Annotated in this window: 23 protein-coding genes; 9 read left to right on the forward strand and 14 right to left on the reverse strand. The window is 63.6% G+C overall.

The window, feature by feature from the left end; translation table 11 throughout:
• Positions 1 to 7 precede the first annotated feature (7 nt).
• From phoU to E7681_RS07905, 9 genes are all read right to left on the reverse strand, one after another.
• Positions 8 to 724 carry a phosphate signaling complex protein PhoU gene (gene phoU / locus E7681_RS07865; RefSeq protein WP_136338722.1) on the reverse strand — a complete coding sequence of 239 codons (717 nt, stop codon included), beginning with the start codon at positions 722 to 724 and terminating at the stop codon, positions 8 to 10.
• An 11-nt stretch (positions 725 to 735) separates the two neighbouring features.
• Positions 736 to 1,533, reverse strand: a complete 798-nt coding sequence (pstB, locus tag E7681_RS07870; RefSeq protein ID WP_136338723.1) for a phosphate ABC transporter ATP-binding protein PstB — start codon at positions 1,531 to 1,533, stop codon at positions 736 to 738.
• 15 nt (positions 1,534 to 1,548) lie between these two features.
• On the reverse strand, positions 1,549 to 2,871 hold the full coding sequence (gene pstA / locus E7681_RS07875) for a phosphate ABC transporter permease PstA (RefSeq protein WP_136338724.1): 1,323 nt from the start codon (positions 2,869 to 2,871) through the stop codon (positions 1,549 to 1,551).
• Positions 2,868 to 4,274 (reverse strand): phosphate ABC transporter permease subunit PstC, encoded by a 1,407-nt coding sequence (gene pstC / locus E7681_RS07880; RefSeq protein ID WP_136338725.1) that lies wholly within the window; start codon positions 4,272 to 4,274, stop codon positions 2,868 to 2,870. The genes pstA and pstC overlap by 4 nt, the downstream gene beginning before the upstream one ends.
• 73 nt (positions 4,275 to 4,347) lie before the next feature.
• Positions 4,348 to 5,403, reverse strand: a complete 1,056-nt coding sequence (locus E7681_RS07885; RefSeq protein WP_136338726.1) for a substrate-binding domain-containing protein — start codon at positions 5,401 to 5,403, stop codon at positions 4,348 to 4,350.
• A 222-nt stretch (positions 5,404 to 5,625) separates the two neighbouring features.
• Positions 5,626 to 6,666, reverse strand: a complete 1,041-nt coding sequence (locus E7681_RS07890; protein WP_136338727.1) for a sensor histidine kinase — start codon at positions 6,664 to 6,666, stop codon at positions 5,626 to 5,628.
• Between the two features lie 19 nt (positions 6,667 to 6,685).
• On the reverse strand, positions 6,686 to 7,213 hold the full coding sequence (locus tag E7681_RS07895; RefSeq protein WP_136338728.1) for a gamma carbonic anhydrase family protein: 528 nt from the start codon (positions 7,211 to 7,213) through the stop codon (positions 6,686 to 6,688).
• The gene (gmk, locus tag E7681_RS07900; RefSeq protein ID WP_136338729.1) at positions 7,210 to 7,848 is read right to left on the reverse strand and encodes a guanylate kinase; all 639 of its coding nucleotides are present in this window, start codon (positions 7,846 to 7,848) and stop codon (positions 7,210 to 7,212) included. Before gmk ends, E7681_RS07895 begins: the two co-directional genes overlap by 4 nt.
• A 3-nt stretch (positions 7,849 to 7,851) precedes the next feature.
• A complete protein-coding gene (locus E7681_RS07905; protein WP_246032431.1) occupies positions 7,852 to 8,742 on the reverse strand; it encodes a YicC/YloC family endoribonuclease in 891 nt (296 codons plus the stop codon).
• A gap of 210 nt (positions 8,743 to 8,952) precedes the next feature.
• Between E7681_RS07905 and E7681_RS07910 the strand changes: the two genes are divergently transcribed.
• Entirely contained in the window at positions 8,953 to 9,630 is a 678-nt protein-coding gene (locus E7681_RS07910) for a PAS domain-containing protein (protein ID WP_246032447.1), read from the forward strand.
• 217 nt (positions 9,631 to 9,847) lie between these two features.
• On the opposite strand, the gene E7681_RS07915 is transcribed toward E7681_RS07910, so the two are convergent.
• Complete coding sequence (locus tag E7681_RS07915; RefSeq protein WP_136338731.1) at positions 9,848 to 11,218, reverse strand: class II 3-deoxy-7-phosphoheptulonate synthase; 1,371 nt, start codon at positions 11,216 to 11,218, stop codon at positions 9,848 to 9,850.
• A gap of 172 nt (positions 11,219 to 11,390) precedes the next feature.
• Here E7681_RS07915 and E7681_RS07920 point away from each other — a divergent pair, with 172 nt between their 5' ends.
• The 7 genes from E7681_RS07920 (at position 11,391) to E7681_RS07950 (ending at position 18,345) form a co-directional block, all read left to right on the forward strand.
• A complete protein-coding gene (locus E7681_RS07920) occupies positions 11,391 to 12,392 on the forward strand; it encodes a GlxA family transcriptional regulator (protein WP_136338732.1) in 1,002 nt (333 codons plus the stop codon).
• Between the two features lie 194 nt (positions 12,393 to 12,586).
• Positions 12,587 to 13,786 (forward strand): ABC transporter substrate-binding protein, encoded by a 1,200-nt coding sequence (locus tag E7681_RS07925; protein ID WP_136338733.1) that lies wholly within the window; start codon positions 12,587 to 12,589, stop codon positions 13,784 to 13,786.
• A gap of 93 nt (positions 13,787 to 13,879) precedes the next feature.
• A complete protein-coding gene (locus tag E7681_RS07930) occupies positions 13,880 to 14,662 on the forward strand; it encodes an ABC transporter ATP-binding protein (protein ID WP_136338734.1) in 783 nt (260 codons plus the stop codon).
• A gap of 85 nt (positions 14,663 to 14,747) precedes the next feature.
• Positions 14,748 to 15,575, forward strand: a complete 828-nt coding sequence (locus tag E7681_RS07935) for an ABC transporter ATP-binding protein (RefSeq protein WP_136338735.1) — start codon at positions 14,748 to 14,750, stop codon at positions 15,573 to 15,575.
• A 3-nt stretch (positions 15,576 to 15,578) separates the two neighbouring features.
• Entirely contained in the window at positions 15,579 to 16,037 is a 459-nt protein-coding gene (locus E7681_RS07940; RefSeq protein WP_136338736.1) for a hypothetical protein, read from the forward strand.
• Positions 16,037 to 17,047, forward strand: coding sequence for a branched-chain amino acid ABC transporter permease (locus tag E7681_RS07945; protein WP_136338737.1), 1,011 nt, complete (start codon positions 16,037 to 16,039; stop codon positions 17,045 to 17,047). Before E7681_RS07940 ends, E7681_RS07945 begins: the two co-directional genes overlap by 1 nt.
• Positions 17,044 to 18,345: a branched-chain amino acid ABC transporter permease gene (locus E7681_RS07950; RefSeq protein WP_136338738.1), complete on the forward strand. Its 1,302-nt coding sequence runs from the start codon at positions 17,044 to 17,046 to the stop codon at positions 18,343 to 18,345. The genes E7681_RS07945 and E7681_RS07950 overlap by 4 nt, the downstream gene beginning before the upstream one ends.
• Before the next feature lie 63 nt (positions 18,346 to 18,408).
• Here the strand turns inward: E7681_RS07950 and E7681_RS07955 are convergent, their stop codons facing one another.
• Complete coding sequence (locus E7681_RS07955) at positions 18,409 to 18,765, reverse strand: hypothetical protein (RefSeq protein WP_136338739.1); 357 nt, start codon at positions 18,763 to 18,765, stop codon at positions 18,409 to 18,411.
• 119 nt (positions 18,766 to 18,884) lie between these two features.
• On the reverse strand, positions 18,885 to 20,435 hold the full coding sequence (locus E7681_RS07960; RefSeq protein ID WP_136338740.1) for a helicase HerA-like domain-containing protein: 1,551 nt from the start codon (positions 20,433 to 20,435) through the stop codon (positions 18,885 to 18,887).
• 422 nt (positions 20,436 to 20,857) lie between these two features.
• Between E7681_RS07960 and E7681_RS07965 the strand changes: the two genes are divergently transcribed.
• Positions 20,858 to 21,463, forward strand: coding sequence for an invasion associated locus B family protein (locus E7681_RS07965; protein WP_136338741.1), 606 nt, complete (start codon positions 20,858 to 20,860; stop codon positions 21,461 to 21,463).
• A gap of 69 nt (positions 21,464 to 21,532) precedes the next feature.
• Here the strand turns inward: E7681_RS07965 and E7681_RS07970 are convergent, their stop codons facing one another.
• Both E7681_RS07970 and E7681_RS07975 read right to left on the reverse strand, forming a co-directional pair.
• A complete protein-coding gene (locus E7681_RS07970; protein ID WP_136338742.1) occupies positions 21,533 to 22,741 on the reverse strand; it encodes a beta-ketoacyl-[acyl-carrier-protein] synthase family protein in 1,209 nt (402 codons plus the stop codon).
• A complete protein-coding gene (locus E7681_RS07975; RefSeq protein WP_136338743.1) occupies positions 22,738 to 22,998 on the reverse strand; it encodes an acyl carrier protein in 261 nt (86 codons plus the stop codon). Before E7681_RS07975 ends, E7681_RS07970 begins: the two co-directional genes overlap by 4 nt.
• Between the last annotated feature and the right edge of the window lie 31 nt (positions 22,999 to 23,029).

The raw sequence follows: 23,029 nt of genomic DNA on the forward strand, positions 1-23,029 counted from the left end.
GGCGCCCTCAGATCTTGCCCAGTTCGGCGTTCGATGAGGTCTGATCGCCCTTGGGGCGGCCGTCCTCGGGGATCTTGCCGCGCACCAGGTAGACCACCTGCTCGGCGATCGAGGTGACGTGGTCGCCCATGCGCTCGGTGTTCTTGGCGATGAAATGCAGGTGCATGCACGAGGTGATGTTGCGCGGATCTTCCATCATGAAGGTCAGGAATTCGCGGAACAGCGCGTTGTACATCTGGTCGACGTCGCGGTCGCGCTGGATCACGTCCATCGCCAGTTCAGCGTCGCGGCGGATATAGGCGTCCAGCGCGTCCTTCAGCATCAGCTGAACTTCGCGGGCCATGCGGCGCAGGGCGGCGTGGCTGCCCGAGATCGGTGACATCTGGACCAGAACGCCGGTGCGCTTGGCCATGTTCTTGGCGTAGTCCCCGATGCGTTCCAGGTTGCCCGAGATCTTCATCACGGTCAGGATCACGCGCAGGTCGATGGCGGTGGGCGAGCGCAAGGCGATCAGGCGAGCGGAGTTCTCGTTGATCAGGTCCTCGAGCGCGTCGATGGCCTTGTCGCCAGCGCGCACTTTTTCGGCCAGTTCCTCGTCGCGTTCTTCCAGCGACTGGGCGGCGTCCAGGATAGCGGCCTCGACCAGACCACCCATCTTCATGATCTGGGCCTGAATGCCTTCGAGGTCACGGTCGAAGGCGGAAACGATGTGTTTGTCAGCCATGGGGTCCTCCGTCAGCCGATCCGGCCGGTGATGTAGCTTTCGGTGCGCGGATCGATCGGGTTGGTGAAGATCTGCGTGGTGTCGCCGTATTCAACCAGGTTGCCCAGGTGGAAGAAGGCGGTTTTCTGGCTGACGCGGGCGGCCTGCTGCATCGAGTGGGTCACGATGACGACCGAGAAATTCTCGCGCAGTTCGTCGATCAGTTCCTCGACCTGTGCGGTCGCGATCGGGTCCAGCGCCGAGCATGGCTCGTCCATCAGCAGCACTTCGGGGGCGGTGGCGACGGCGCGCGCGATGCACAGACGCTGTTGCTGGCCGCCGGACAGGCCGGTGCCGGGGGCGTCGAGGCGGTCCTTCACCTCGCCCCACAGGGCGGCGCGGCGCAGGGCACTTTCGACGATCTCGTCCAGCTCGGATTTGCCGCGGGCCAGGCCGTGGATGCGCGGGCCGTAAGCGACGTTATCGTAGATCGACTTGGGGAACGGGTTGGGTTTCTGGAACACCATGCCGACCTTGGCGCGCAGTTGCACGGGGTCGACGCGCTTGTCGTAGATGTCTTCGCCGTCCAGCCGGATGTCGCCCTGCACACGGCAGATGTCGATGGTGTCGTTCATGCGGTTCAGGCAGCGCAAGAAGGTGGATTTGCCACAGCCCGACGGGCCGATGAAGGCGGTGACGGTGTTGGCCAGAAGATCGACCGAGACGTCCTTGATGGCGTGGGTGTCGCCGTAATAGACCTGAACGTCCTTGGCGGCGATCTTGGTTGCTTTCTGGTCCACGTTTTTCTCCAGACTTGGTGCGTCGTACATGGTTGCCCCCTTCTCTTACCAGCGGCGCTCGAAGCGGCGGCGCAGGATGACGGCGATGGTGTTCATGGTCACAAGGAAGACGAGCAGAATGATGATACCGCCCCAGGCGCGTTCGTAAAAGGCCGGGTCGGCGCGTTTGGCCCACTCGTAGATCTGCGCGGGCATGGCCGAGTTCGGCGACAGCAGGCCCTCGGCCACGCCACCGGGGGCGTTCGAGGCGATGAAGCCGATCATCCCGATCAACAGCAGCGGCGCGGTTTCCCCCAGTGCCTGGGCCAGGCCGATGATGGTGCCGGTCAGGATGCCGGGTGCGGCCAGCGGCAGGACGTGGTGGAACACCGCCTGCATGCGGCTGGCGCCCAGCCCCAGGGCCGCGTCACGGATCGAGGGCGGCACCGATTTCAGCGCCGCGCGGGTCGAGATGATGATGGTCGGCAGGGTCATCAGGGTCAGCACCAGACCACCGACCAGCGGGGCCGATTGCGGCAGGTGCATGGTGTTGATGAACACGGCCAGACCAAGGATACCGAACACGATCGACGGCACAGCGGCCAGGTTCGAGATGTTCACCTCGATGATGTCAGTGATCCAGTTCTTGGGGGCGAATTCCTCGAGGTAGATCGAGGCGGCGACGCCGATGGGCAGCGCCAGCACCAGCACGACCAGCATCATGAAGAACGAACCGGCCATCGACACACCGATCCCGGCGGCCTCGGGGCGTTGGTCGGAGGCGTCGGCACCCAGAATGAAGGCCGGGTTGAAGCGTTTCTCGATCACGCCGGCCTTGACCAGCTGATCGACCAGATCCAGCTGGGCGGCGTTGATGTTCTTGTCGTTGGCGATGGATTCGCGGGTGACGCGGCCCTTCAGGTAGCCATCCACGCGCGAATTGGCGAGGAAGGTGAACTCGATCGTTTTGCCGATATGTTCGGGGTTGGCCAGCACGTAGTTGCGCAGGTCGGCCGCGGCGGATTTCGACAGCAGGGCAGCCTGATCCTTGGGCTTCAGCTTGGTCTCGACATTCGCCTCTTTCACGGCCTTGTCGAAGGCGGCTTTCATCAGCGGGTCATAGCCAAAGGTGGTGACCTTTTTCAGGTCCTCGGGGTCGCGGTTGCCCTTCTTGTCCAGCTTCTTTTCCTGAAGCTCGACATGCAGCGTGACAAAGGTCTGCTGGAAGGCGCCCACGCCGTTGCCCAGAATGGTGACCAGCAGCAGGATCAGCATGGCGACGCCGATCCCGATCGCGGCAATGCCGTACAGCTTGAAGCGGGCCTCGGCGGCGTTGCGCTTTTTGGTGCGCGCGTCCTGCGTCAGCAAAGAGGTGGTTGCGTCGGTCATTCGTACTGCTCCCGGTACTTGCGGACGATGAAGAGCGCCAGGACGTTCAGGCCCAGCGTCAGGACGAACAGGGACAGGCCCAGGGCAAAGGCGACCAGCGTTTCAGGGCTGGAGAAGTCGCCGTCGCCGGTCAGCTGGCTGACGATCCGGGTGGTGATGGTGGTCATCGATTCCAGCGGGTTGAGCGAGAATTTCGCCAGCGCCCCTGCCCCCATCACCACGATCATCGTTTCACCGATGGCGCGGCTGGCGGCCAGCAGGATCGCACCCACGATGCCCGGCAGGGCGGCGGGAATGACGACCTGGCGGATGGTCTCGGAATGGGTGGCGCCCAGGCCCAGGCTGCCGTCGCGCATGGATTGCGGCACGGCGTTGATGATGTCGTCGGACAGCGAGCTGACGAAGGGGATCAGCATGATGCCCATTACCACACCCGCGGTCAGAACGGAGGTGGCGCCCTTCATCCAGTCAACGCCCAGCAGGCCGCCTGCGCTGAACAGGGTGGTCAGCATCGGGCCCACGGTCAGCAGCGCGAACAGGCCGTAGACGATGGTGGGGATGCCAGCCAGGATTTCCAGCAGCGGCTTGGCAAAGGCGCGGGTCTTGGGGCCGGCGTATTCGGACAGGTACACGGCCGCGAACAGGCCGGTCGGCACCGCGACGATCAGCGCGATCAGCGAGATGTACAGCGTGCCCCACAGCAGCGGCAGGATCGACAGATCCGAGTCGCCGCGGAAGTTGGGCGCCCAGGTCGTGCCGAAGAAGAAGTCGGTCCAGGAATGCAGGCCGAAGAAGTTGATCGTCTCGAACAGCATCGACAGCACGATGCCGACGGTGGTCAGGATCGCCAGCGATGCAGCGGCGATCAGCAGGGCCATGATGGTGCGCTCGACCGTGTTGCGGGCGCGGAATTCAGCGTTGATCGGGCGCAGGGCCAGACCGCCCATGACCAATGCGACAAGGATGACGGCGATGCTCATCCACAGGTGGCCGGTATGGGTGTTGGCGACGTAAAGCTCGATCGCAGGGATCAGTTCGGCGGTGGTGCCAGCGGGCACCAGAGCGGCCAGCGGGCCGGTGACGCCCTGATCGACCAGCTCAGCGCCGACGCGGTGGACCTCGGCCATCAGCAGGCCGGCGGAGGCGTCGGCGGTCAGCAGCGCCTGGGGCAGCACCGCCTCGGCGGCGCTTGAGACGACTAGGGGCTGCACGAACAGCCAGATCGCCATGACCAGCAGGGACGGAACGATCACGCTGATGGCGGCATGGGTGCCATAATACGGCAGGCGGGAATGCAGATTGCGCGAGTCCCCTTTGGCACTGGCCAATGCGCGCTGGCGTCCAATGAAAAATCCCGACCCCGTGAGGGCCAGGACGACGAGGAAGAGCCACAGAACAGGCATGTCCGCTCCGATAGTTGGTTTGCCTTACGGCGAGAAGGTGGAGAGAGCGGCGCTCCGCTCTCTCCGGGGTCGATTACATGTTCGAGCCGATCACGGCTTCGTCGGCGACGATCGCCTGGGTCTTGGCCAGCTCGGGGTCCGAAACCAGGCCATACTCGGCCAGCGGGCCATCGGGGCCTGCCAGCTCGTCCGAGACGAAGAACTCAGCGTATTCCTTGATGCCGGGGATCACGCCGATGTGGGCCTTCTTGATGTAGAAGTACAGCGGACGCGACACCGGGTATTCGCCGGTTGCGATCGATTCAGTCGAGGGAACGACGCCCGACATGGTGGCCACTTGCAGCTTGTCGGTGTTGTTTTCGTAGAAGGCCAGACCGAACACGCCGATGCCGTCCTTGTTGGACTCGATGCGGGCCAGGGTCTCGGTGTAGTCGCCGTCGATGTCGACCGACAGGCCGTCGGTGCGCAGCGCCATGCAGGCCTTTTCAGCGGCTTTTTTCTTGGCTTTCTCGTCGTCGCCTGCGGCACCGGCCAGTTTCGCTTCGAAATCGCCGGTGGCTTCGCAGCCGGCCAGGATCACTTTTTCTTCGAACACTTCACGGGTGCCGTGCTTGGTGCCGGGGATGAACGCCTGGATCGGCTGAGCCGGGAAGGCGGGGTTCACGTCGGCCCAGGTCTTGGCGGGGTTGGCGACCAGCTTGCCGTCGACGACGACTTCGGCGGCCAGGGCCTTGTACCAGTCAGCAGGGGTGAATTCGAAGGTTGCGCCGTTCACGTCCGAGGCAAACACGATGCCGTCGTAGCCGATCTTGACTTCGATGATGTCGGTGACGCCGTTTTCAGCGCAGGTGGCCAGTTCCTTGTCCTTGATCTGACGCGATGCGTTGGCGATGTCGATGGTGTTCTCGCCGACGCCTTCGCAGAAACGCTTCAGGCCGGCCGACGAACCGCCCGATTCCACGACGGGGGTCGGGAAGTCGAAGTTTTCACCAAAGGCTTCGGCCACGATCGAGGCATAGGGCAGAACGGTGGACGAACCGGCGATCTGCACCTGGTCACGGGCAGCGGCAGCGGTGGCGGAAACGGCAGCGATCGCCAGGGTCGAGGCGGTCAGTTTCACGAACGACATGAGGAAACTCCTGATTTCGGTTGCGGGCCAGACTTGGTGCCGGCCTCTGTGCCGCGATTTAAAAGTCGTTTGACAACCTTTTGTGACGCCAATGTAACAGACAAATGACAGATGGTCTTTACGCTGGGGTAACGTGTCACAAATCGGGGCGCAGGTGCCGGATTAAGACACCTTTGCGAGAGTGAGCGAATGCTGCACACGCAAAGGTCGCGTTCAGGCGACTCAGAGCGGCAGAATCACCGTGAAGCGGCTGCCATGCCCCAGTTCGCTTTCGATCTTCAGGCGGCCGCGGTGGCGATTCACGATGTGTTTGACGATCGCAAGCCCCAGCCCTGTGCCGCCCATCTCGCGCGAGCGGTGGCTGTCGACACGGTAGAACCGCTCGGTCAGGCGCGGCAGGTGGACCGGGTCGATGCCCGGGCCGGTGTCGCTGACCGAGATGCGGGCCGCCGGGGCGCGCAGGGCGGGGTCGCGGTCCATCTCGGACAGAGAGATCGTGACGGTGCCGTTCTGGCCGCCGTACTTGATCGCGTTCTCGGCCAGGTTGGTCAGCACCTGGCGCAACTGGTCGCTGTCAGCGGGCAGTTTGACCGGGGTGTCGGGCATGTCCGTCTTCAGCGCCACGCCGGATTTTTCGGCCAGCGGGGTCAGGTTGCGCAGCACCGAGGTGATGAGGTCGTTCAGCACCACGACCTCGCCCGGGCGGATGCGTTCCTGCGCCTCGACATGGGACAGCGACAGCAGATCGCGGACAAGGCGGTTCATGCGGCCGGCCTCGTTCGCCATGATGCCAAGGAAACGGTCGCGCGCGGCGGCGTCGTTCTTGGCCGGGCCCTGCAGCGTTTCGATGAAACCCAGAAGTGCGGTCAGCGGTGTGCGCAGTTCGTGGCTGACATTGGCGACGAAATCGCGGCGCATTTGTTCCGCGGTTTCCAGGTGGGTGACGTCCTCGAACGTGACCAGAACGCCGGTGCGCGCCACGTCGCGGATAAAGCCGCAATGCACGCGATAGGTCATGTCGTTGCGGCCCTGCGTGGTCAGGTAGCGCGTGGTGCGCGCCTCACCCGAGGCGCGGCACGCCTCGATCGCGTCCAGAACCGAGGGCTGGCGCAGCACCGTCAGCAGGTGCCGGTCGGCCAGCTGTTCGATCCCCAGAAGGTTGGCTGCAAGGGCATTGCCGCCGACGATGCGTTCACCGGCAGCAACCAGCAGGGCAGGCATGGGGATCGCGGCCAGCGTATCCTGTATCAGCGTCTCGGACATGCGCGCCCCCTGCCCCGGATCAGGCCGGTTTCAGACCAGCGCGGAACCGGCGGGCGTTGGCCTGATAGCCAAGCGCGCTGAGGGTCAGGCGCTTGATCGCGGCCTCGTCCAGCTCGCGCACGACCTTGCCGGGGGAGCCCATGACCAGGCTGCCATCGGGGATGACCTTGTTTTCAGTCACCAGCGCACCGGCACCGATCAGGCAGTTCTTGCCGATCTTGGCGCCGTTCAGGATGGTTGCGCCCATGCCGATCAGGCTGTTGTCGCCAATGGTGCAGCCGTGCAGCATCGCCTTGTGGCCGATGGTGCAGTTGACGCCCACGGTCAGCGGAAAGCCCATGTCGGTGTGCATTACGGTGTTTTCCTGCACGTTCGTGCCGTCACCGATGTCGATCAGTTCATTGTCGCCACGCAGGGTGCAGCCAAACCAGACCGAGGCCCCCTTGCCGATACGCACCTTGCCCAGCACGTTGGCGTCGGGTGCGACCCAGAAATCGCCGTCTTCAGGGGTTTGCGGGACGATGCCATCCAGGGCGTATAGGGTCATTTCAGCTCCTCGAACTCGGTTTGCAATTGGCGCACATGGGCCACAAGCGCGGGCTGTTGCACACGGCGCAGGCGGGTGGCCTGAACGATAGTCTTCAACTCCTCGGTCGTCTTGTCCAGATCGTCATTGACCAGCACGTAATCGTAGCTGTCCCAATGGCTGATCTCGTCCCAGCTTTTGGCCATGCGCTTGGCGATGACCTCGGGCGCGTCCTGACCACGACTGACCAGACGGCGGTGTAGCTCGGTGATCGAGGGGGGCAGGATGAAGATCGACAGCGTGTGCATCCCCAGCGAGGAGTTGCGGATCTGCTGGGCGCCCTGCCAATCGATGTCGAACAGAACGTCCTGGCCTGCGTCGATTGCCTCTTTCACCGGCCCCTTGGGCGAGCCGTAGTAATTGCCGAAGACCTGCGCGTGTTCCAGCATTCCGTCCTGATCGACCGAGGCGCGGAAGGCGTCGTGCGTCATGAAGTGGTAGTGCTCTCCGTCCACCTCTCCGGGGCGGGGATCGCGGGTGGTGGCGGAGACCGAGAAGCTCAGCCCCGGGTCCCAGGCGCGCAGGCGGGTCGTCAGGGTGGATTTGCCAGCCCCCGAGGGCGAGGACAGGATGATCAGAAGGCCACGTCGCTGCATGGGTTACTCCACGTTTTGCACTTGTTCGCGCATCTGGTCGATGACGGTTTTCAGCTCCAGCCCGATGCGGGTCAGATCGGCGTTCTGCGACTTGGAGCACAGGGTGTTGGCCTCGCGGTTGAACTCCTGCATCAGGAAGTCCAGCTTGCGCCCGACGGGGCCGGTTTCACCCAGCAGCGCGCGCGCGGCGGCGACATGGGCGTTCAGGCGGTCCAGCTCCTCGGTGATGTCGGTCTTGACCACGATCAGCGCCAACTCTTGCGCCAGGCGCGCCTCGTCCATCTCGGCCACGTTGGCCAGCACCTTGTCCAACGCGGTGCGAAGGGCGCGCTCCATCTCCTCGCGGCGGGCGGCGGTGGCGGCTTGTGCCTGCGCCACCAGATCAGAGATGTGATCGACCTGGCGGGTCAGGATGACATGCAGGGCGCGGCCTTCGTCGGCGCGCATCTTCAGGAATTGCGCCAGCACGGTCTCGAAATCGGCCAAAAGCGCGGTGCGCAGCGCGGCGGTGTCATCTTCGGTCGCGCGGGTTTCGACGACGCCCTTGATCGCCAGCACCTCGGCCGCCGTGGCGGGGGTCAGAGAGACACCGGCAGCCATCGCCACCTCCTCGATCTGGCGCATCGCCTCCAGCGCTGAGGACAGCACGCCCGCGTTCAGCGCCATCGCCCCGGCGGTTTCCTCGCGCGCGAGTTTCAGTGACAGCGACACGCTGCCCCGACCCAGGGCACGCGTCAGCGCGGTCCGCAGGCCGACCTCCAGCCCGTCGATCCAGTCGGGCACCCGCAGACGCAGGTCCAGCCCCTTGGCGTTCACCGAACGCAGCTCCCAGCCCCAGGAAAACGGCGCGGTCTCGCCCGTCCCCGAGGCAAAACCGGTCATCGACTTGATCACGGCTCTCTCCTTCGATTGCTGGCACAGCCCTACGCCATTCCGCCCCGCATGGGCAACCCGGGCTTTCAACGGTTAACCATTTGAGGCGATTTCACCGGCAATTTTAGCCAAACGAAGGTATATTAAGTCTTGGGTAACCTTTCGCTCCGTAACCTTGGTTAACAAACGGTTGCGGCGCGCAGGGGGGCGATGGAACCGTGGGTGAACGCGATGATTTTCGGTGGGCGAGATAACGAGAAGGTGGTCGAGATCGGCCAGCATCTGATGCAGAACAGGTTTCCCGAAATATCCGAGGTGGATGCCTATTGGACCGCGCTGAAAGGCACGCGGCTGGTGCCCGGACGGCTGGACATCGACCCGCGCGGCATCGAGGGCGCCCTGGGCCACGTCATGCTGCTGGAACGCATCGCGCCGGGTATCGCGCGCATCCGGCTGGCGGGAAACCACCTGAACGACCTGATGGGCATGGACGTGCGCGGCATGCCCATATCCGCCCTGATCGCCCCGCAAGACCGCGCGCGCTTTGCCGACTACCTGGAGCAGGTCTTTACCGCCCCTGCCAAGATGGTCGCGGAACTGGCGGCCGAACGGGCGATTGGCAAACCAAAGCTGGACGCGCGTCTGCTGGTCCTGCCGCTAAGTGACGGAGACGGCCGCATCACGCGCGCGCTGGCCTGCCTGTCGACCCACGGCACCCTGGGCCGCGCGCCCCGCCGCTTCGGAATGGAGGCACAGCAATGCCGTCCCCTGAGCGGCGCCATCCCCCTGCCCCGTCCGCGCATCTACGCCATGGCCGAAGCCCCCCAACCCTTCGATCGCCCCGACCTGCGCCACGCGGACAGCGCGCCGCGCAAACCCTATCTGCGCTTGGTGGCGTCCGACGACTGACCGACCGTCGCGCATCTGGTGGGTCGGTGCGACGTGAGTATTTGGATCAGAAAGAAACAAAAATGCGTGCGCCCTCCATTCAGTTCAGTTCTTAGGCTTCTTTCTGATGAAAATACTCATGGCCGTGCGATCAGGGCTGCGGGACACTGATAAAACGCTCCAAACAAAAAGGCGCGCCGGGGGATCGGCGCGCCTTTGAGCTTTAGTAACTGGTGTTTCAGACCGCTTCGGCCTGCAGCTTTTCGGCGCGGTAGGCCGACAGTTCCTCGGCCACGAGGAAAGCCAGCTCCAGCGACTGCGAGGCGTTCAGGCGCGGGTCGCAGGCGGTGTGGTAGCGGTCCGAGAGGTTTTCCTCGGTTACGGCGCGGACGCCGCCGGTGCATTCGGTCACGTCCTGGCCGGTCATCTCGAAATGCACGCCGCCGGGGATGGTGCCTTCGGCTTTGTGGATGGCGAAGAACTCGCGCACTTCGCGCAGCACCGATTCAAACGGACGGGTCTTGTAGCCGGTGGCCGATTTGATCGTGTTGCCGTGCATCGGGTCGCAGGTCCAGACCACGTTGGCGCCTTCTTCCTTCACGGCCTTGATCAGGCGCGGCAGGTTTTCACCGACTTTACCGGCGCCGAAGCGGGCGATCAGGGTCAGGCGGCCGGCCTCGTTCGTCGGGTTCAGCTTGTGCAGCAGCACCTTCAGGTCTTCGGCAGTGGTGGTGGGGCCGCATTTCAGGCCGATCGGGTTCAGCACGCCGCGCAGGAATTCGACATGGGCACCGTCGGGCTGACGGGTGCGGTCACCGATCCACAGCATGTGGCCGGAGCCTGCCAGCCATTTGCCAGAGGTCGAGTCGAGACGGGTCAGCGCCTCTTCGTATTCCAGCAGCAGCGCCTCGTGACTGGTGTAGAAATCCACCGTCTGCAGCGAGTGATTGGAGGCGCTATCAACGCCGGCTGCCATCATGAAATCCAGCGTGTCGCTGATCCGGTTGGCCATCTCGCGGTACTTGGCAGCTTTTTCGCCCTCGGTGAAGCCCAGCGTCCACTGGTGCACCTGGTGGATGTCCGCATAGCCGCCGGTCGAGAAGGCGCGCAGCAGGTTCAGCGTGGCGGCCGACTGGGTGTAGGCCTGCAGCATCTTCTTGGGGTCCGGGATGCGGGCCTGGCTGGTGAAGTCCAGCTCGTTGATGATGTCGCCACGGTAGCTGGGCAGCTCCACGCCGCCGACAGTTTCGGTGGGGGCCGAGCGCGGCTTGGCGAACTGGCCCGCCATGCGGCCGACCTTGACCACGGGCACCTTGGCGCCGAAGGTCAGCACCATCGCCATCTGCAGCATCACCTTGAAGGTGTCGCGGATCGCATTCGCGCTGAATTGTTCAAAGCTTTCGGCGCAGTCGCCGCCTTGCAGCAGGAAGGCCTCGCCGCGCGAGGCGGCACCGAGGGCTTTCTTCAGCTTGCGGGCCTCGCCGGCAAAGACCAGGGGCGGATATTTGGACAGCTGTGCCTCGACGGCGGTCAGCTCGGCCGCATCCGTATAGTCGGGCATTTGAACCCTGGGCTTGGCGCGCCAATCGGTTTTTTGCCACTCACTCATCGTTCCACTCCGGTTGGTCTAAAATTGGTGGGCCATCTATACAGAAGGCCCCGCCCCTGCGCCACACAGAATTGCCCGTACGTTTGCGACAAAAGTCTGTCGCGTTCAGTGCCTCTTGCGGGGCGCGCGCAAAGGTGCTGATACTGTTCGGCAAAGCTTTGGGGATGCCTAAATGGAAATTGATCAGATCATCGTGGAGGTAGAGCCGCTGGGCCCCAAGCCGCGGCGTTTCGTGTTTGTGCTGTTGCCCAATTTCACGTTGCTGAGCTTTGCCTCGGCTCTGGACAGTCTGCGGATCGCCAACATGATGTCTGGGCGTCAGCTGTATAGCTGGACGCTGGTCGGCGAAGGCGGCGGGACGATCCAGTGCTCGGCCGGGACCGAGTTCAAACTGGACGGTGATCTGGGCGAGTTGAGCCGCGATGACACCGTTGTGGTTTGCGGCGGCATCGACGTGCAGGCGGCGGCGACCAAACGGATGCTGAACTGGCTGCGCCGCGAGGCGCGCAAAGGGCTGATGATGGGCGGGCTGTGCACTGCCAGCTACGTGCTGGCCAAGGCCGGGCTGCTGGACGGCAAGCGCGCCACGATCCACTGGGAAAACCACGACAGTTTCCTGGAGGAATTCGACGAGGTGGACCTGACCAAGTCGGTCTTTGTCATCGACGGCACGCGGTTCAGCACCGCCGGGGGTACCTCGTCCATCGACCTGATGCTGGCCTTCATCGCCTCGGACTACGGCGAGGAACTGGCCAACGCGGTGGCGGATCAGCAGATCTACAACTCGATCCGCACGGACCGGGACGCGCAGCGGCTGTCGACGCCGACGCGGATCGGGGTGCGGCACCCCAAGCTGGCGCAGGTCATCCAGAAGATGGAGGCCAATATCGAGGATCCGATCAGCCCCGCCGCGCTGGCGACTCAGGTCGGCATGTCCACCCGCCAGTTGGAGCGCCTGTTCCGCCGCTACCTGAACCGCAGCCCGAAACGCTATTACATGGAGTTGCGGCTGCAAAAGGCGCGCAATCTGCTGATGCAGACGGATATGAGTGTGATCAACGTGGCGCTGGCCTGCGGATTCGCCAGTCCCTCGCATTTTTCCAAGTGCTACCGGGCGCATTACAACACGACCCCCTACCGCGAACGTGGAAGCCACGCGAGCGGCAAACCCTGAGGCGTGGAAAGCGACGGAATCGAGTCGCAATCGGGCGCGCCTGCGTTATTGTGTGCCTTAGACCATCCGGTCAGAAAACAAATCGGAAAGGTGCCCTTACGCCGGTCAGAGTGACTGTTTCGAAGGCGCTTTTCTTTTCTAAAAACGAGGTCTAGGGTCGAGCCCGGACAATCGTTCCAACTTGGGAGTAAAATATGAAAAAATTTCTGATGGCGACTGCCGCAACCGCGCTGATGGCTGGCTCGGCTTTTGCAGGTAGCCACGGCAACGAGGTCAAACTGGGCGTGATTCTGGGCTTTACCGGCCCCATCGAATCGCTGACCCCGGCGATGGCCGCGGGCGCAGAGCTGGCGATGGCAGAAGTGTCGGCCAGCGGCAAGCTGATGGGCGGCGCCAAGGTCACCCCCGTGCGTGCCGACTCGACCTGCGTCGATGCCGGTGCCGCAACTGCCGCCGCTGAACGCCTGATCACCTCGGAAGGCGTCAAGGGCATCATGGGCGCGGACTGCTCGGGTGTGACCGGCGCAATCCTGGCCAACGTCGCCGTGCCGAACGGTGTCGTGATGATCTCTCCGTCGGCAACCTCGCCGGCGCTGACCGCAGCCGAAGACAACGGTCTTTTCTTCCGCACCGCGCCGTCTGACGCGCGTCAGGGCCAGGTTCTGGCCGACGTGCTGATGGAAAAAGGCATCAAGTCGGTGGCCGTGACCTACACCAACAACGACTACGGCAAGGGTCTGGCGGACAGCTTTGCAGCCGCATACGCAGCTGTTGGCGGCACCGTGACCACCACCGCAGCCCACGAAGACGGCAAGGCTGACTACTCGGCCGAAGTCGGCGCACTGGCAGCTGCCGGTGGCGACGCGCTGGTCGTGGCGGGCTACGTCGACCAGGGCGGCCCGGGCATCATCCGCGCCTCGCTGGACGCGGGTGCGTTTGAAACCTTCGTTCTGCCCGACGGCATGATCGGCGGCGCGCTGGAAACCACCTTTGGCGCGGAAATCAACGGCTCGATCGGCACCGTTCCCGGCACCGAGAGCGAAGGCGCGACGATGATGGCCAAGATGATCGCGGATGCTGGCATTGCCGGCGGCGACGGCCCCTATGTCGGCGAAAGCTATGACGCAGCAGCCCTGATCCTGCTGGCAATGCAGGCCGCTGGCTCGACGGAGCCGGGCGACTACAAAGCCAAGGTCATGGACGTGGCCAACGCACCGGGCGAAAAGATCTATCCCGGTGAACTGGCCAAGGCGCTGGAAATCCTGGCCGGTGGCGGCGACATCGACTATGTCGGCGCAACCGCAGTTGAACTGATCGGACCCGGTGAAGCCGCAGGCGGTTACCGCGAGATCGAGATCAAGGACGGGAAGCTGACCACGGTTAAGTACCGCTAAGTCACGCTTGACGACACAGGACAGCCCGGCCAAACGCCGGGCTGTTTCCAATAAAACAGCGCAAAAATCGCGCTTACAAGACGGGGGATGCCTATGATTGTCGTCGAAGACCTTCATAAGCACTTTGGTGGGTTCCATGCCGTGGACGGCGCGAGCCTGCGGATCGAGACCGGCTCGATCACCGGGCTGATTGGCCCCAATGGTGCCGGAAAAACCACTCTTTTCAACGTGATCGCCGGCGTTCTTGAACCAACCAGCGGGCGCGTCATCATGGACGGCGAGGACATCACGGGCCTGCCGCCGCACGCGCTGTTCCACAAGGGGCTGCTGCGGACGTTCCAGATCGCGCACGAGTTCGGCTCGATGACCTGCCGGGAAAACCTGATGATGGTGCCGGGCGGGCAGCTGGGGGAAACCCTGTGGAACACCTGGTTCGGGCGCAAGCGCATCGCCGACGAGGAACGCGCCCTGCGCGCCAAGGCCGACGAGGTATTGGAGTTCCTGACGATCGAGCATATCGCCGATCTGAAGGCGGGCGAAGTGTCCGGCGGGCAGAAAAAGCTGCTGGAGCTGGGGCGCACCATGATGGTGGACGCCAAGATCGTGTTCCTGGACGAGGTCGGCGCGGGCGTGAACCGCACGTTGCTGTACACCATCGCCGACGCGATCAAGCAACTGAACAAGGAGCGTGGCTATACGTTCGTTGTGATCGAGCACGATATGGATTTCATCGACAAGATCTGTGACCCGGTCATCTGCATGGCCGAGGGCAAGGTTCTGGCCGAGGGCTCGCTGGCCGAGATCAAGGCCAATGAACAGGTGATCGAGGCCTATCTGGGCACCGGCCTGAAGAACAAGGACAAGGTGGGCGCATGATCGGACTCTGTGCCTTTGGGGACGGGTGGACTGGGGCTCTGCCCCAGACCCCGGGATATTTGCAAAAAGAAGAAGGGGGGCGCGGATGAGCAAGAACCCTTATCAGGACGATCACGGCAACAAGGATGCCTCGATCACCAATCCGCAGGGTCGGGCTGAGTTTCAGCCGGCGCCCGGGACCGGGGCGGCGGCGCATACGGGCGACGCGTTCCTGATCGGTGACAGCATGACGGGCGGCTATGGCAAGACCGGGCCGGACATCCTGCATGATTGCACCATCGCGGTGAACAAGGGTGAGATCGCCGTCATCGTGGGGCCCAATGGCGCGGGCAAGTCGACGGCGATGAAGGCGACGTTCGGCATGCTGAACCTGCGCAAGGGCTCGGTCCGGCTGGATGGCGAGGACATCACGGGCCTGAGCCCGCAGGACCGGGTCATCAAGGGCATGGGGTTTGTGCCGCAGACGCACAACATCTTTACCTCGATGACGGTCGAAGAAAACCTGGAAATGGGCGCGTTCATTCGGCGCGACGATTACAAGGGGACGATGGCGCAGGTTTATGACCTGTTCCCGATCCTCAAGGAAAAGCGTCGCCAGCCGGCGGGTGAGCTGTCAGGCGGGCAACGCCAGCAGGTGGCCGTGGGGCGTGCGCTGATGACGCGGCCCAAGGTGTTGCTGCTGGACGAGCCGACCGCGGGTGTCAGCCCGATCGTGATGGACGAGCTGTTCGACCGCATCATCGAGGTGGCGCGGACCGGGATTTCCATCCTGATGGTGGAGCAGAACGCCCGCCAGGCGCTGGAGATCGCAGATAAGGGCTATGTGCTGGTGCAGGGGGCAAATGCCCATACCGGCACCGGCAAGGACCTGCTGGCGGACCCGGAAGTGCGCCGCTCGTTCCTGGGAGGGTAAGTGATGCTGTTCAAGCTTTGCCTGTCCTCTGTTGGCGCTCTGGTTGCCACAGGTGCGATGGCGCTGGATTTCGCCTCGGCCCCCGGCTGGTCGTTTGAGTGCGAAGTCGCCGTTGTCGAGCGCGAAGGGTATTTTCCGCCCCGGAAAACCGGCGCTTTCCGGTTGCTCTGGCCGCGTGAGAGCGGCTCGGCCCGCCTGATCGGCCAAAGCGGCACGGGGTATGACCTGCGCGAGATGCCCGGATATTCCACGCCGACAGCGCATGGGGTCGCGCATTTTTACGCCTTGCCGCAGACCGCAGCCTTTGGCGTGAACGGGGATGTCCTGCGCGCCCGGATGGTGTCGGTCCGCAGTGACGGTTTCATCGCGCTCACCGAGCACATGATTGAATACGGCGACATGCGGGCCGCGTCGGCGGAAGGAACCTGCAAGATTGCCCCCCTGAAAGCGGAGGACCTGTAATGGACCTGTTGCACGCATTTCTGACCCTGGCGAATTTCGTGCTGGTGCCTGCGATTGCCTATGGCAGCCAGCTGGCGATCGGCGCGCTGGGGGTGACGTTGATTTACGGCATCCTGCGGTTCTCGAACTTTGCGCATGGTGACACGATGGCGTTTGGCACGATGGTCGTCGTGCTGGTGACCTGGTGGTTCCAGTCGATGGGCATCCATCTGGGCCCCCTGCCCACTGCCCTGCTGGCGCTGCCTGTTGGTATTGCGGCCTGTGCGGCGCTGGTGCTGGTGACGGACCGGGCGGTCTATCGCTTTTACCGGGCGCAAAAGGCCAAGCCGGTGATCCTGGTGATCGTGTCGATGGGCGTGATGTTCATCATGAACTCGTTGGTGCGCTTCATCATCGGGCCGGATGAGCAGCGGTTCGCGGATGGCGAACGCTTCATCCTGAGCGCGCGTGATTTCAAGGCAATGACCGGGCTGGACGAGGGTCTGACCATCAAGACCACGCAAGGCATCACCGTGATCACCGCCGTGGTCGTGGTGGCCGCCCTGTTCTGGTTCCTGAACAAGACGCGCACCGGCAAATCCATGCGCGCCTATTCGGATAACGAGGATCTGGCGCTGCTGTCGGGCATCAACCCCGAGCGCGTGGTGGTCATCACCTGGCTGATCGTGGCCGCGCTGGCGACGGTTGCGGGCACTCTGTACGGGCTGGACAAGAGCTTCAAGCCGTTCACCTATTTCCAGCTGCTGCTGCCGATCTTTGCCTCGGCCATCGTGGGGGGCTTGGGCAATCCGCTGGGCGCCATCGCGGGCGGGTTTGTCATCGCCTTTTCCGAGGTGACGGTGACCTATGCGTGGAAAAAAGTGCTGGCCTATCTGGGGCCCGAGGGCTGGTCGCCCGATGGCTTGGTGCAGTTGCTGTCCACGGATTATAAATTCGCCGTCAGCTTTGCGATCCTGCTGGTGGTGCTGCTGTTCAAGCCCACGGGCCTGTTCAAGGGGAAATCGGTATGAGCGATACGGGTAAGAAAATCGGCCTTTTCGCGATTGTCGGCGGCCTGATCCTGCTGACGGGGGTGATGCAAAGCTGGAACTCGGCGCTGCTGATCCTGAACATGGGCCTGATCAGCGCGATCATGGCGCTGGGGGTGAACCTGCAATGGGGCTTTGCCGGGCTGTTCAACGTCGGCGTCATGGGCTTTGTGGCACTTGGCGGGTTGGCGGCGGTTCTGGTTTCCTCCAGCCCGATCCCCGAAGCGTGGAGCGCGGGCGGGTTCCAGATCATCGGCGCGCTGGTGCTGGGTCTGGCGGTCATCGTGGCGGCTGCGGTGCTGTACAAGAAGATGCCCAAGGGTATCGCGCGGACGCTGGCCCTGTTGGCGCTGCTGATCGTCGGCTTTGTCGTCTACCGCGCGGTGTTCGATCCGGCGGTTGAGGCGGTTGAAGCGATCAATCCGGCGGCGGCGGGCAACATTGGCGGCCTGGGCTTGCCGGTGCTGCTGGCGTGGCCCGTGGGTGGCCTGCTGGCCGCGGGCGCTGCGTGGGTGATCGGTAAGACCGCGCTGGGTCTACGCTCGGATTATCTGGCGATTGCCACGCTGGGCATCGCCGAGATCATCATCGCCGTGATGAAGAACGAGGACTGGCTGGCGCGCGGCGTGAAGAACGTCATCGGCCTGCCCCGCCCCGTTCCCTATGAGGTGGACCTGCAGAACTCGGCCAGCTTTGTCGAGCGTGCGGCCAGCCTGGGGATGGACCCGACGACGGCCTCGACACTGTGGGTCAAGGGCCTGTACGCGGTGCTGTTCACGGTGGTGCTGCTGATCATCCTGTGGATGGCGCAGATGGCGCTGCATTCGCCCTGGGGCCGGATGATGCGTGCGATCCGCGACAACGAAACCGCGGCCGAGGCGATGGGCAAGGATGTCACCCGCCGTCACCTGCAGATCTTCATCCTGGGCTCGGCCGTTTGCGGCATCGCGGGCGCGATGATGACCACGCTGGACGGGCAGCTGACGCCGGGCACCTACAACCCGCTGCGCTTTACCTTCCTGATCTGGGTGATGGTGATCGTGGGCGGCTCGGGCAACAACCTGGGTGCGGTGCTGGGCGGGTTCCTGATCTGGTTCCTGTGGGTCCAGGTCGAACCGATGGGCCTGTGGGTGATGCAGACGATCACCAGCGGCATGTCCGATGGCCCGCTGAAAAACCACCTGCTGGACAGCGCCGCGCATATGCGCCTGCTGACGATGGGTGTGGTGCTGCTGGCGGTGCTGCGGTTCAGCCCAAGGGGCTTGATCCCCGAAAAATAAGGCCGTCCTGTCGAAACAAGAAGGCGCCCGGTGTTCCGGGCGCCTTTTGTGTTTCGGATCGGATCAGTATTGAATCTCGATCTCGATTTTCGAGTAGCTGGCGGCCACGGGTTTATCCGGGCACAGGTACAGCGTGGTCCGGGCCGGGATGAACGCGCCCACCCCGTCTGCGCCATTCGGGAAGGCCAGCGTGGCCATGTACCCGTTCGCGTTCGGGCTGAGGTAGAACCCCTTGGTGCCCGAAATCCAGTAACGCGTGATAGTGCCGTTGGTGGGCAGGTTCAGCGCGCGGCAGTTCATGCGGGCCTGATTGGTGGGGCTGGTGCCCAGCCACTGCTCGCCCACCAGTCGCATCGTGTCGGCCTGAGCGGAGATGGCCGTGACGGCTGCGGTGATAATTCCAAGTGCAAATGCTTTCATGAGAAGTCCCCTCTCCCTATCGTCGAGAGGCGGGCTGCCCCCCGACCCATGATGGCTGGCCGTCTGACCAACCATGAGGAAAGTGTAATCCTGAAAGCGGTTTGTCGCCTTGACGCAGATCAGCGGGATCTGAACAGGCTGCCCAAGATCCCGCGCACGATGCGGCGGCCCGTGGTGCCTTTCAGCTCTTTGACCAGCGCCTTGCCCAGGGCCTCTCCCATCGTGTCCCCGCGTGAATTCGATCGGGTTTCGCGCGATGACGAGCGGCTGACGCGGGTGCCGGAATAGCGGCGGGCGGATTTGTATTCGCGCTCGGCGGCTTCGGCCTCGGCCTCGCGGCGTTCGGCCTCTTCGGCTTCGCGGGCGGCGTCTTGGGCGCGCTTGGTCAGGATTTCGTAGGCCGAGTGGCGGTCCTTCAGGGTCTCGTACTTGCCAGCGATGGGCGAGGTGTCGATGAAGCGACGGCGCTCGGCAGGCTCAATGGGCCCCAGTTGAGACGAGGGCGGACGGATCAGAGTACGCTCGACCACGCCGGGGACGCCCTTTTTTTCCAGAAACGAAGTCACGGCCTCGCCGACACCGACTTCGCGGATGGCTTGCTCGGTGTCGAAACGCGGGTTGTCGCGGTAGGTTTCGGCGGCCAGGCGCAATTCCTTGCGGTCCTTGGCGGTAAAGGCGCGCAGGGCGTGTTGGACGCGGTTGCCCAGCTGGCCCAGGATATCCTCGGGCACGTCCGCCGGGTTCTGGGTGATGAAATAGACGCCGACGCCTTTCGATCGGATCAGGCGCGCGACCTGTTCAACCTTGTCGACCAGCGCCTTGGGGGCGTCGTCGAACAGCAGGTGCGCCTCGTCAAAGAAAAATACCAGCTTGGGTTTGTCGGGGTCGCCCACCTCGGGCAGTTCCTCGAACAGTTCCGACAGGAGCCACAGCAGGAAGGTCGCGTAAAGGCGCGGGCTGGCCATGAGTTTGTCGGCGGCCAGGATGTTGATGCGGCCGCGCCCGTCCAGATCGGTGCGCATGAGGTCTGCCAACTCCAGCGCTGGTTCGCCGAAAAGGTTGGTCGCGCCCTGGTTTTCCAGCACCATCAGGCGGCGCTGGATTGCGCCGACCGAGGCCGGGGAAATGTTGCCATAGCGCAGGTTCAGATCGGCGCGGTTTTCGCCCATCCAGACCAGCAACGCCTGCAGATCCTTCAGGTCCAGCAGCGCCAGACCCTGTTCGTCGGCCAAGCGGAAAGCGATGTTCAGGATGCCCTCTTGCGCCTCGGACAACTCCAGCAGGCGCGACAGCAGCAGCGGGCCCATCTCGGCCACGGTGGTGCGGACGGGGTGGCCCTGTTCGCCGAACATGTCCCAGAAGGTGACCGGAAAGGCGCTGTAGGCGTAGTCGGTCAGGCCGATCTTGCCGGCGCGCTCGGTAAAGGCGCCGTGCAGTTTGAACGCCTCGGACCCGGCCTTGGCGATGCCGGACAGATCGCCCTTCACGTCGGACATGAAAACCGGCACCCCGGCGGCCGAGAACCCCTCGGCCATGATCTGCAGGGTCACGGTCTTGCCGGTGCCGGTGGCGCCCGCAATCAGGCCGTGCCGGTTGGCGTATTTCAGCGCCAGAACCTGCGGGTCGCCGTAATTTTCACCACCGCCACCAATGAAAATCGAGTCCTGCACGTGCGCCTCCTGTCAGCTGTCCGGTGTGAAAATACACCGTTAACCCTTTTATGCCACAGTGAAATCCGTTCCCGCCTTTCATGTCCATTGCGGGCGGGACGGACTTCCTCCCTGTCAGACTGGCCGCACCTTTGCTGGTGCGGTCTTTTTTTGTCGAGACGCTGGGAATCGCGGTTGACCATCCCCGGCAACTGTCCTAGCGTCTGCTCAATGACTAAGTCGGCCAGTCCGACGGGGAGCAAAAAAATACGGAAAGGGGACCCTTGTGGTCCCTTTTCTTATTTCCGCGGACTCGTTGACCCGTTCGGCCCAAGCGGCGGCAGGTTTTCGCGCGTGGGGCGGCATGGTCAGGATAATGTGACCTGACAGCCCTGTCCGGGCGTGGTAAGTCCGCAGCAAATTGAACCCAAAAGGGAATAACGATGTTGAACCTCCGCTCTGCCCTGCCCTTCGCTCTGGTTGCGGCCCTTGCTTCGCCGCTGATGGCACAGGATGCCACCAAGACCGAGAAGCCCGCCGAAGATTCCGGTCTTGCCATGGGTCAGGAAGTGAACGCCGGCCCGCAGCCCTATTTCCGTGAAGAGTCGGGCGACTGGAAACTGGAATGCCTGAAGACCGGCACCGCGGACGAGCCCTGCCAGCTGTTCCAGGAGGCCTATGGCGCAGATGGCAAGCCGCTGTCCAACATCCGCCTGTTCCGTCTGCCCGAAGGTAGCCCCGCCGTTGCCGGTGCCGTGATCGCTGTCCCGCTGGAGGTGCTGCTGCCCGCGCAGCTGACCATGACGATCGACGATGGCGCAACCAAGCGTTACCCCTACTCGGTTTGCGATCCGCTGGGCTGCTACGCCCGCATCGGCCTGACCGCCGAGGAAGTGACCGAGATGAAGAGCGGCGCCAAGGCGGTTCTGCAGGTGGTTCCGTTCGTGGCCCCGAATGAACGCATGACGGTGACCTTCTCGTTGAAAGGCTTCACCGCAGGGTTCGACAAGATCAAGCCGATCGAAATGCCCGGCGCGCCCAAGCAATAAGCCAGCGCGAAGCTATGAAATGACAGAGGCGCCCGGGAAACCGTGGCGCCTCTGGCTCGTTTCAGGGGATCAGAACCGTTTCAGCGCAAGGACCGAGTTCAGCCCGCCAAAGGCAAAGGCGTTCGACAGCGCGTAGTCGATCCTGGCCTCGCGGGCCTCGTTCGGGACGACGTCCAGCGCGCATTCGGGGTCGAATTCCTCGTACCCGATGGTGGGCGCGATCACGCCGTCGCGCAGGGCCATGATGCAGGCCAGCAGCTCGACAGCGCCGGTGCCGCCGATCAGGTGGCCGTGCATCGCCTTGGTCGAAGAGATCATCACCTTGTCCGCGTGGTGGCCGAACACGTCCGATACGGCGGCGCATTCGGTCTTGTCATTGGCGGCGGTGCCGGTGCCGTGCGCGTTGATATAGCCGACCTGATCGGGCGTGATCTTGGCGTCGTTCAGCGCCCCGGCGATGGTGCGGGCGGCGCCCATTTTCGACGGCATCACGATGTCGGACGCGTCCGAGGTCATGGCAAAGCCCACAACTTCGGCCAGGATGGTTGCGCCGCGTTTGCGGGCGTGCTCGTATTCCTCGAACACGAAGACGCCTGCGCCTTCGCCCTGCACCATGCCGTTGCGGTTGGCGCTAAAGGGGCGGCAGGCGTCCTTGGACATCACGCGCAGCCCTTCCCAGGCTTTCACACCGCCAAAGCACAGCATGGATTCCGAGCCGCCGGTGATCATCGCCCGGCAGAACCCGCCATGGATCATCTGAAATGCCTGGCTCATCGCGTGGTTCGAGGACGCGCAGGCCGAGGACACGGTGAAGCTGGGGCCGCGCAGGTTGAACTCCATCGAGACATGGCTGGCAGCGGCGTTGTTCATCAGTTTGGGCACGACGAAGGGATGAACGCGGTTCTTTCCCTCTTCGTAGACGCTGCGATAATTCTCATCCAGCGTGGTCATGCCCCCGCCGGAATTGCCCAGAACGACGCCCGCGCGGGCCGACAGCTCGTCGGTGAATTCCAGACCGGATTGCGCGATGGCTTCGCGGGCGGCGATCAGCGTAAACTGGGTGAAACGGTCGTACAACGCCAGTTGCTGGCGGTTGAAGCGTTCGTTCTCGTCGAAATTCTTGATCTGGCCGCCGATGCGGATCGACAGACGCTCGACATCCGGAAATTCCAGATCGGTGATGCCGCAGCGCCCTTCGCGCATGGCCTCCAGCGTGTCGGGGACGTTCTGACCCAGCGCGTTGACGGTGCCAGCCCCGGTAATGACGACGCGCCTCATGCGGCTTGCTCGGTCACCAGTTTTTCGATGCCGGCAACGATCGAGGCCACCGATGAGATGTCGAAATCGCTTTGATCGGGTTCGTTGGCGTTGAAGGGCACCGTGATGTCGAATGCCTCTTCGATGGCAAAGATCGATTCCACCAGGCCCAGGCTGTCGATCCCCAGACTTTCCAGCGTGCTGTCCATCGTCACGTCCGACGGCTCCAGCACGGCTTGTTCAGCGATGATTGCGATCACTTTATCCTTGATGCTCATGATCCCGGCCCTTCTATCCTCTCTCAGAGGA

Origin of the sequence: Thalassobius vesicularis (genome assembly GCF_004799325.1) — a bacterium.
In the GTDB taxonomy this organism is placed as follows: domain Bacteria; phylum Pseudomonadota; class Alphaproteobacteria; order Rhodobacterales; family Rhodobacteraceae; genus Thalassobius; species Thalassobius vesicularis.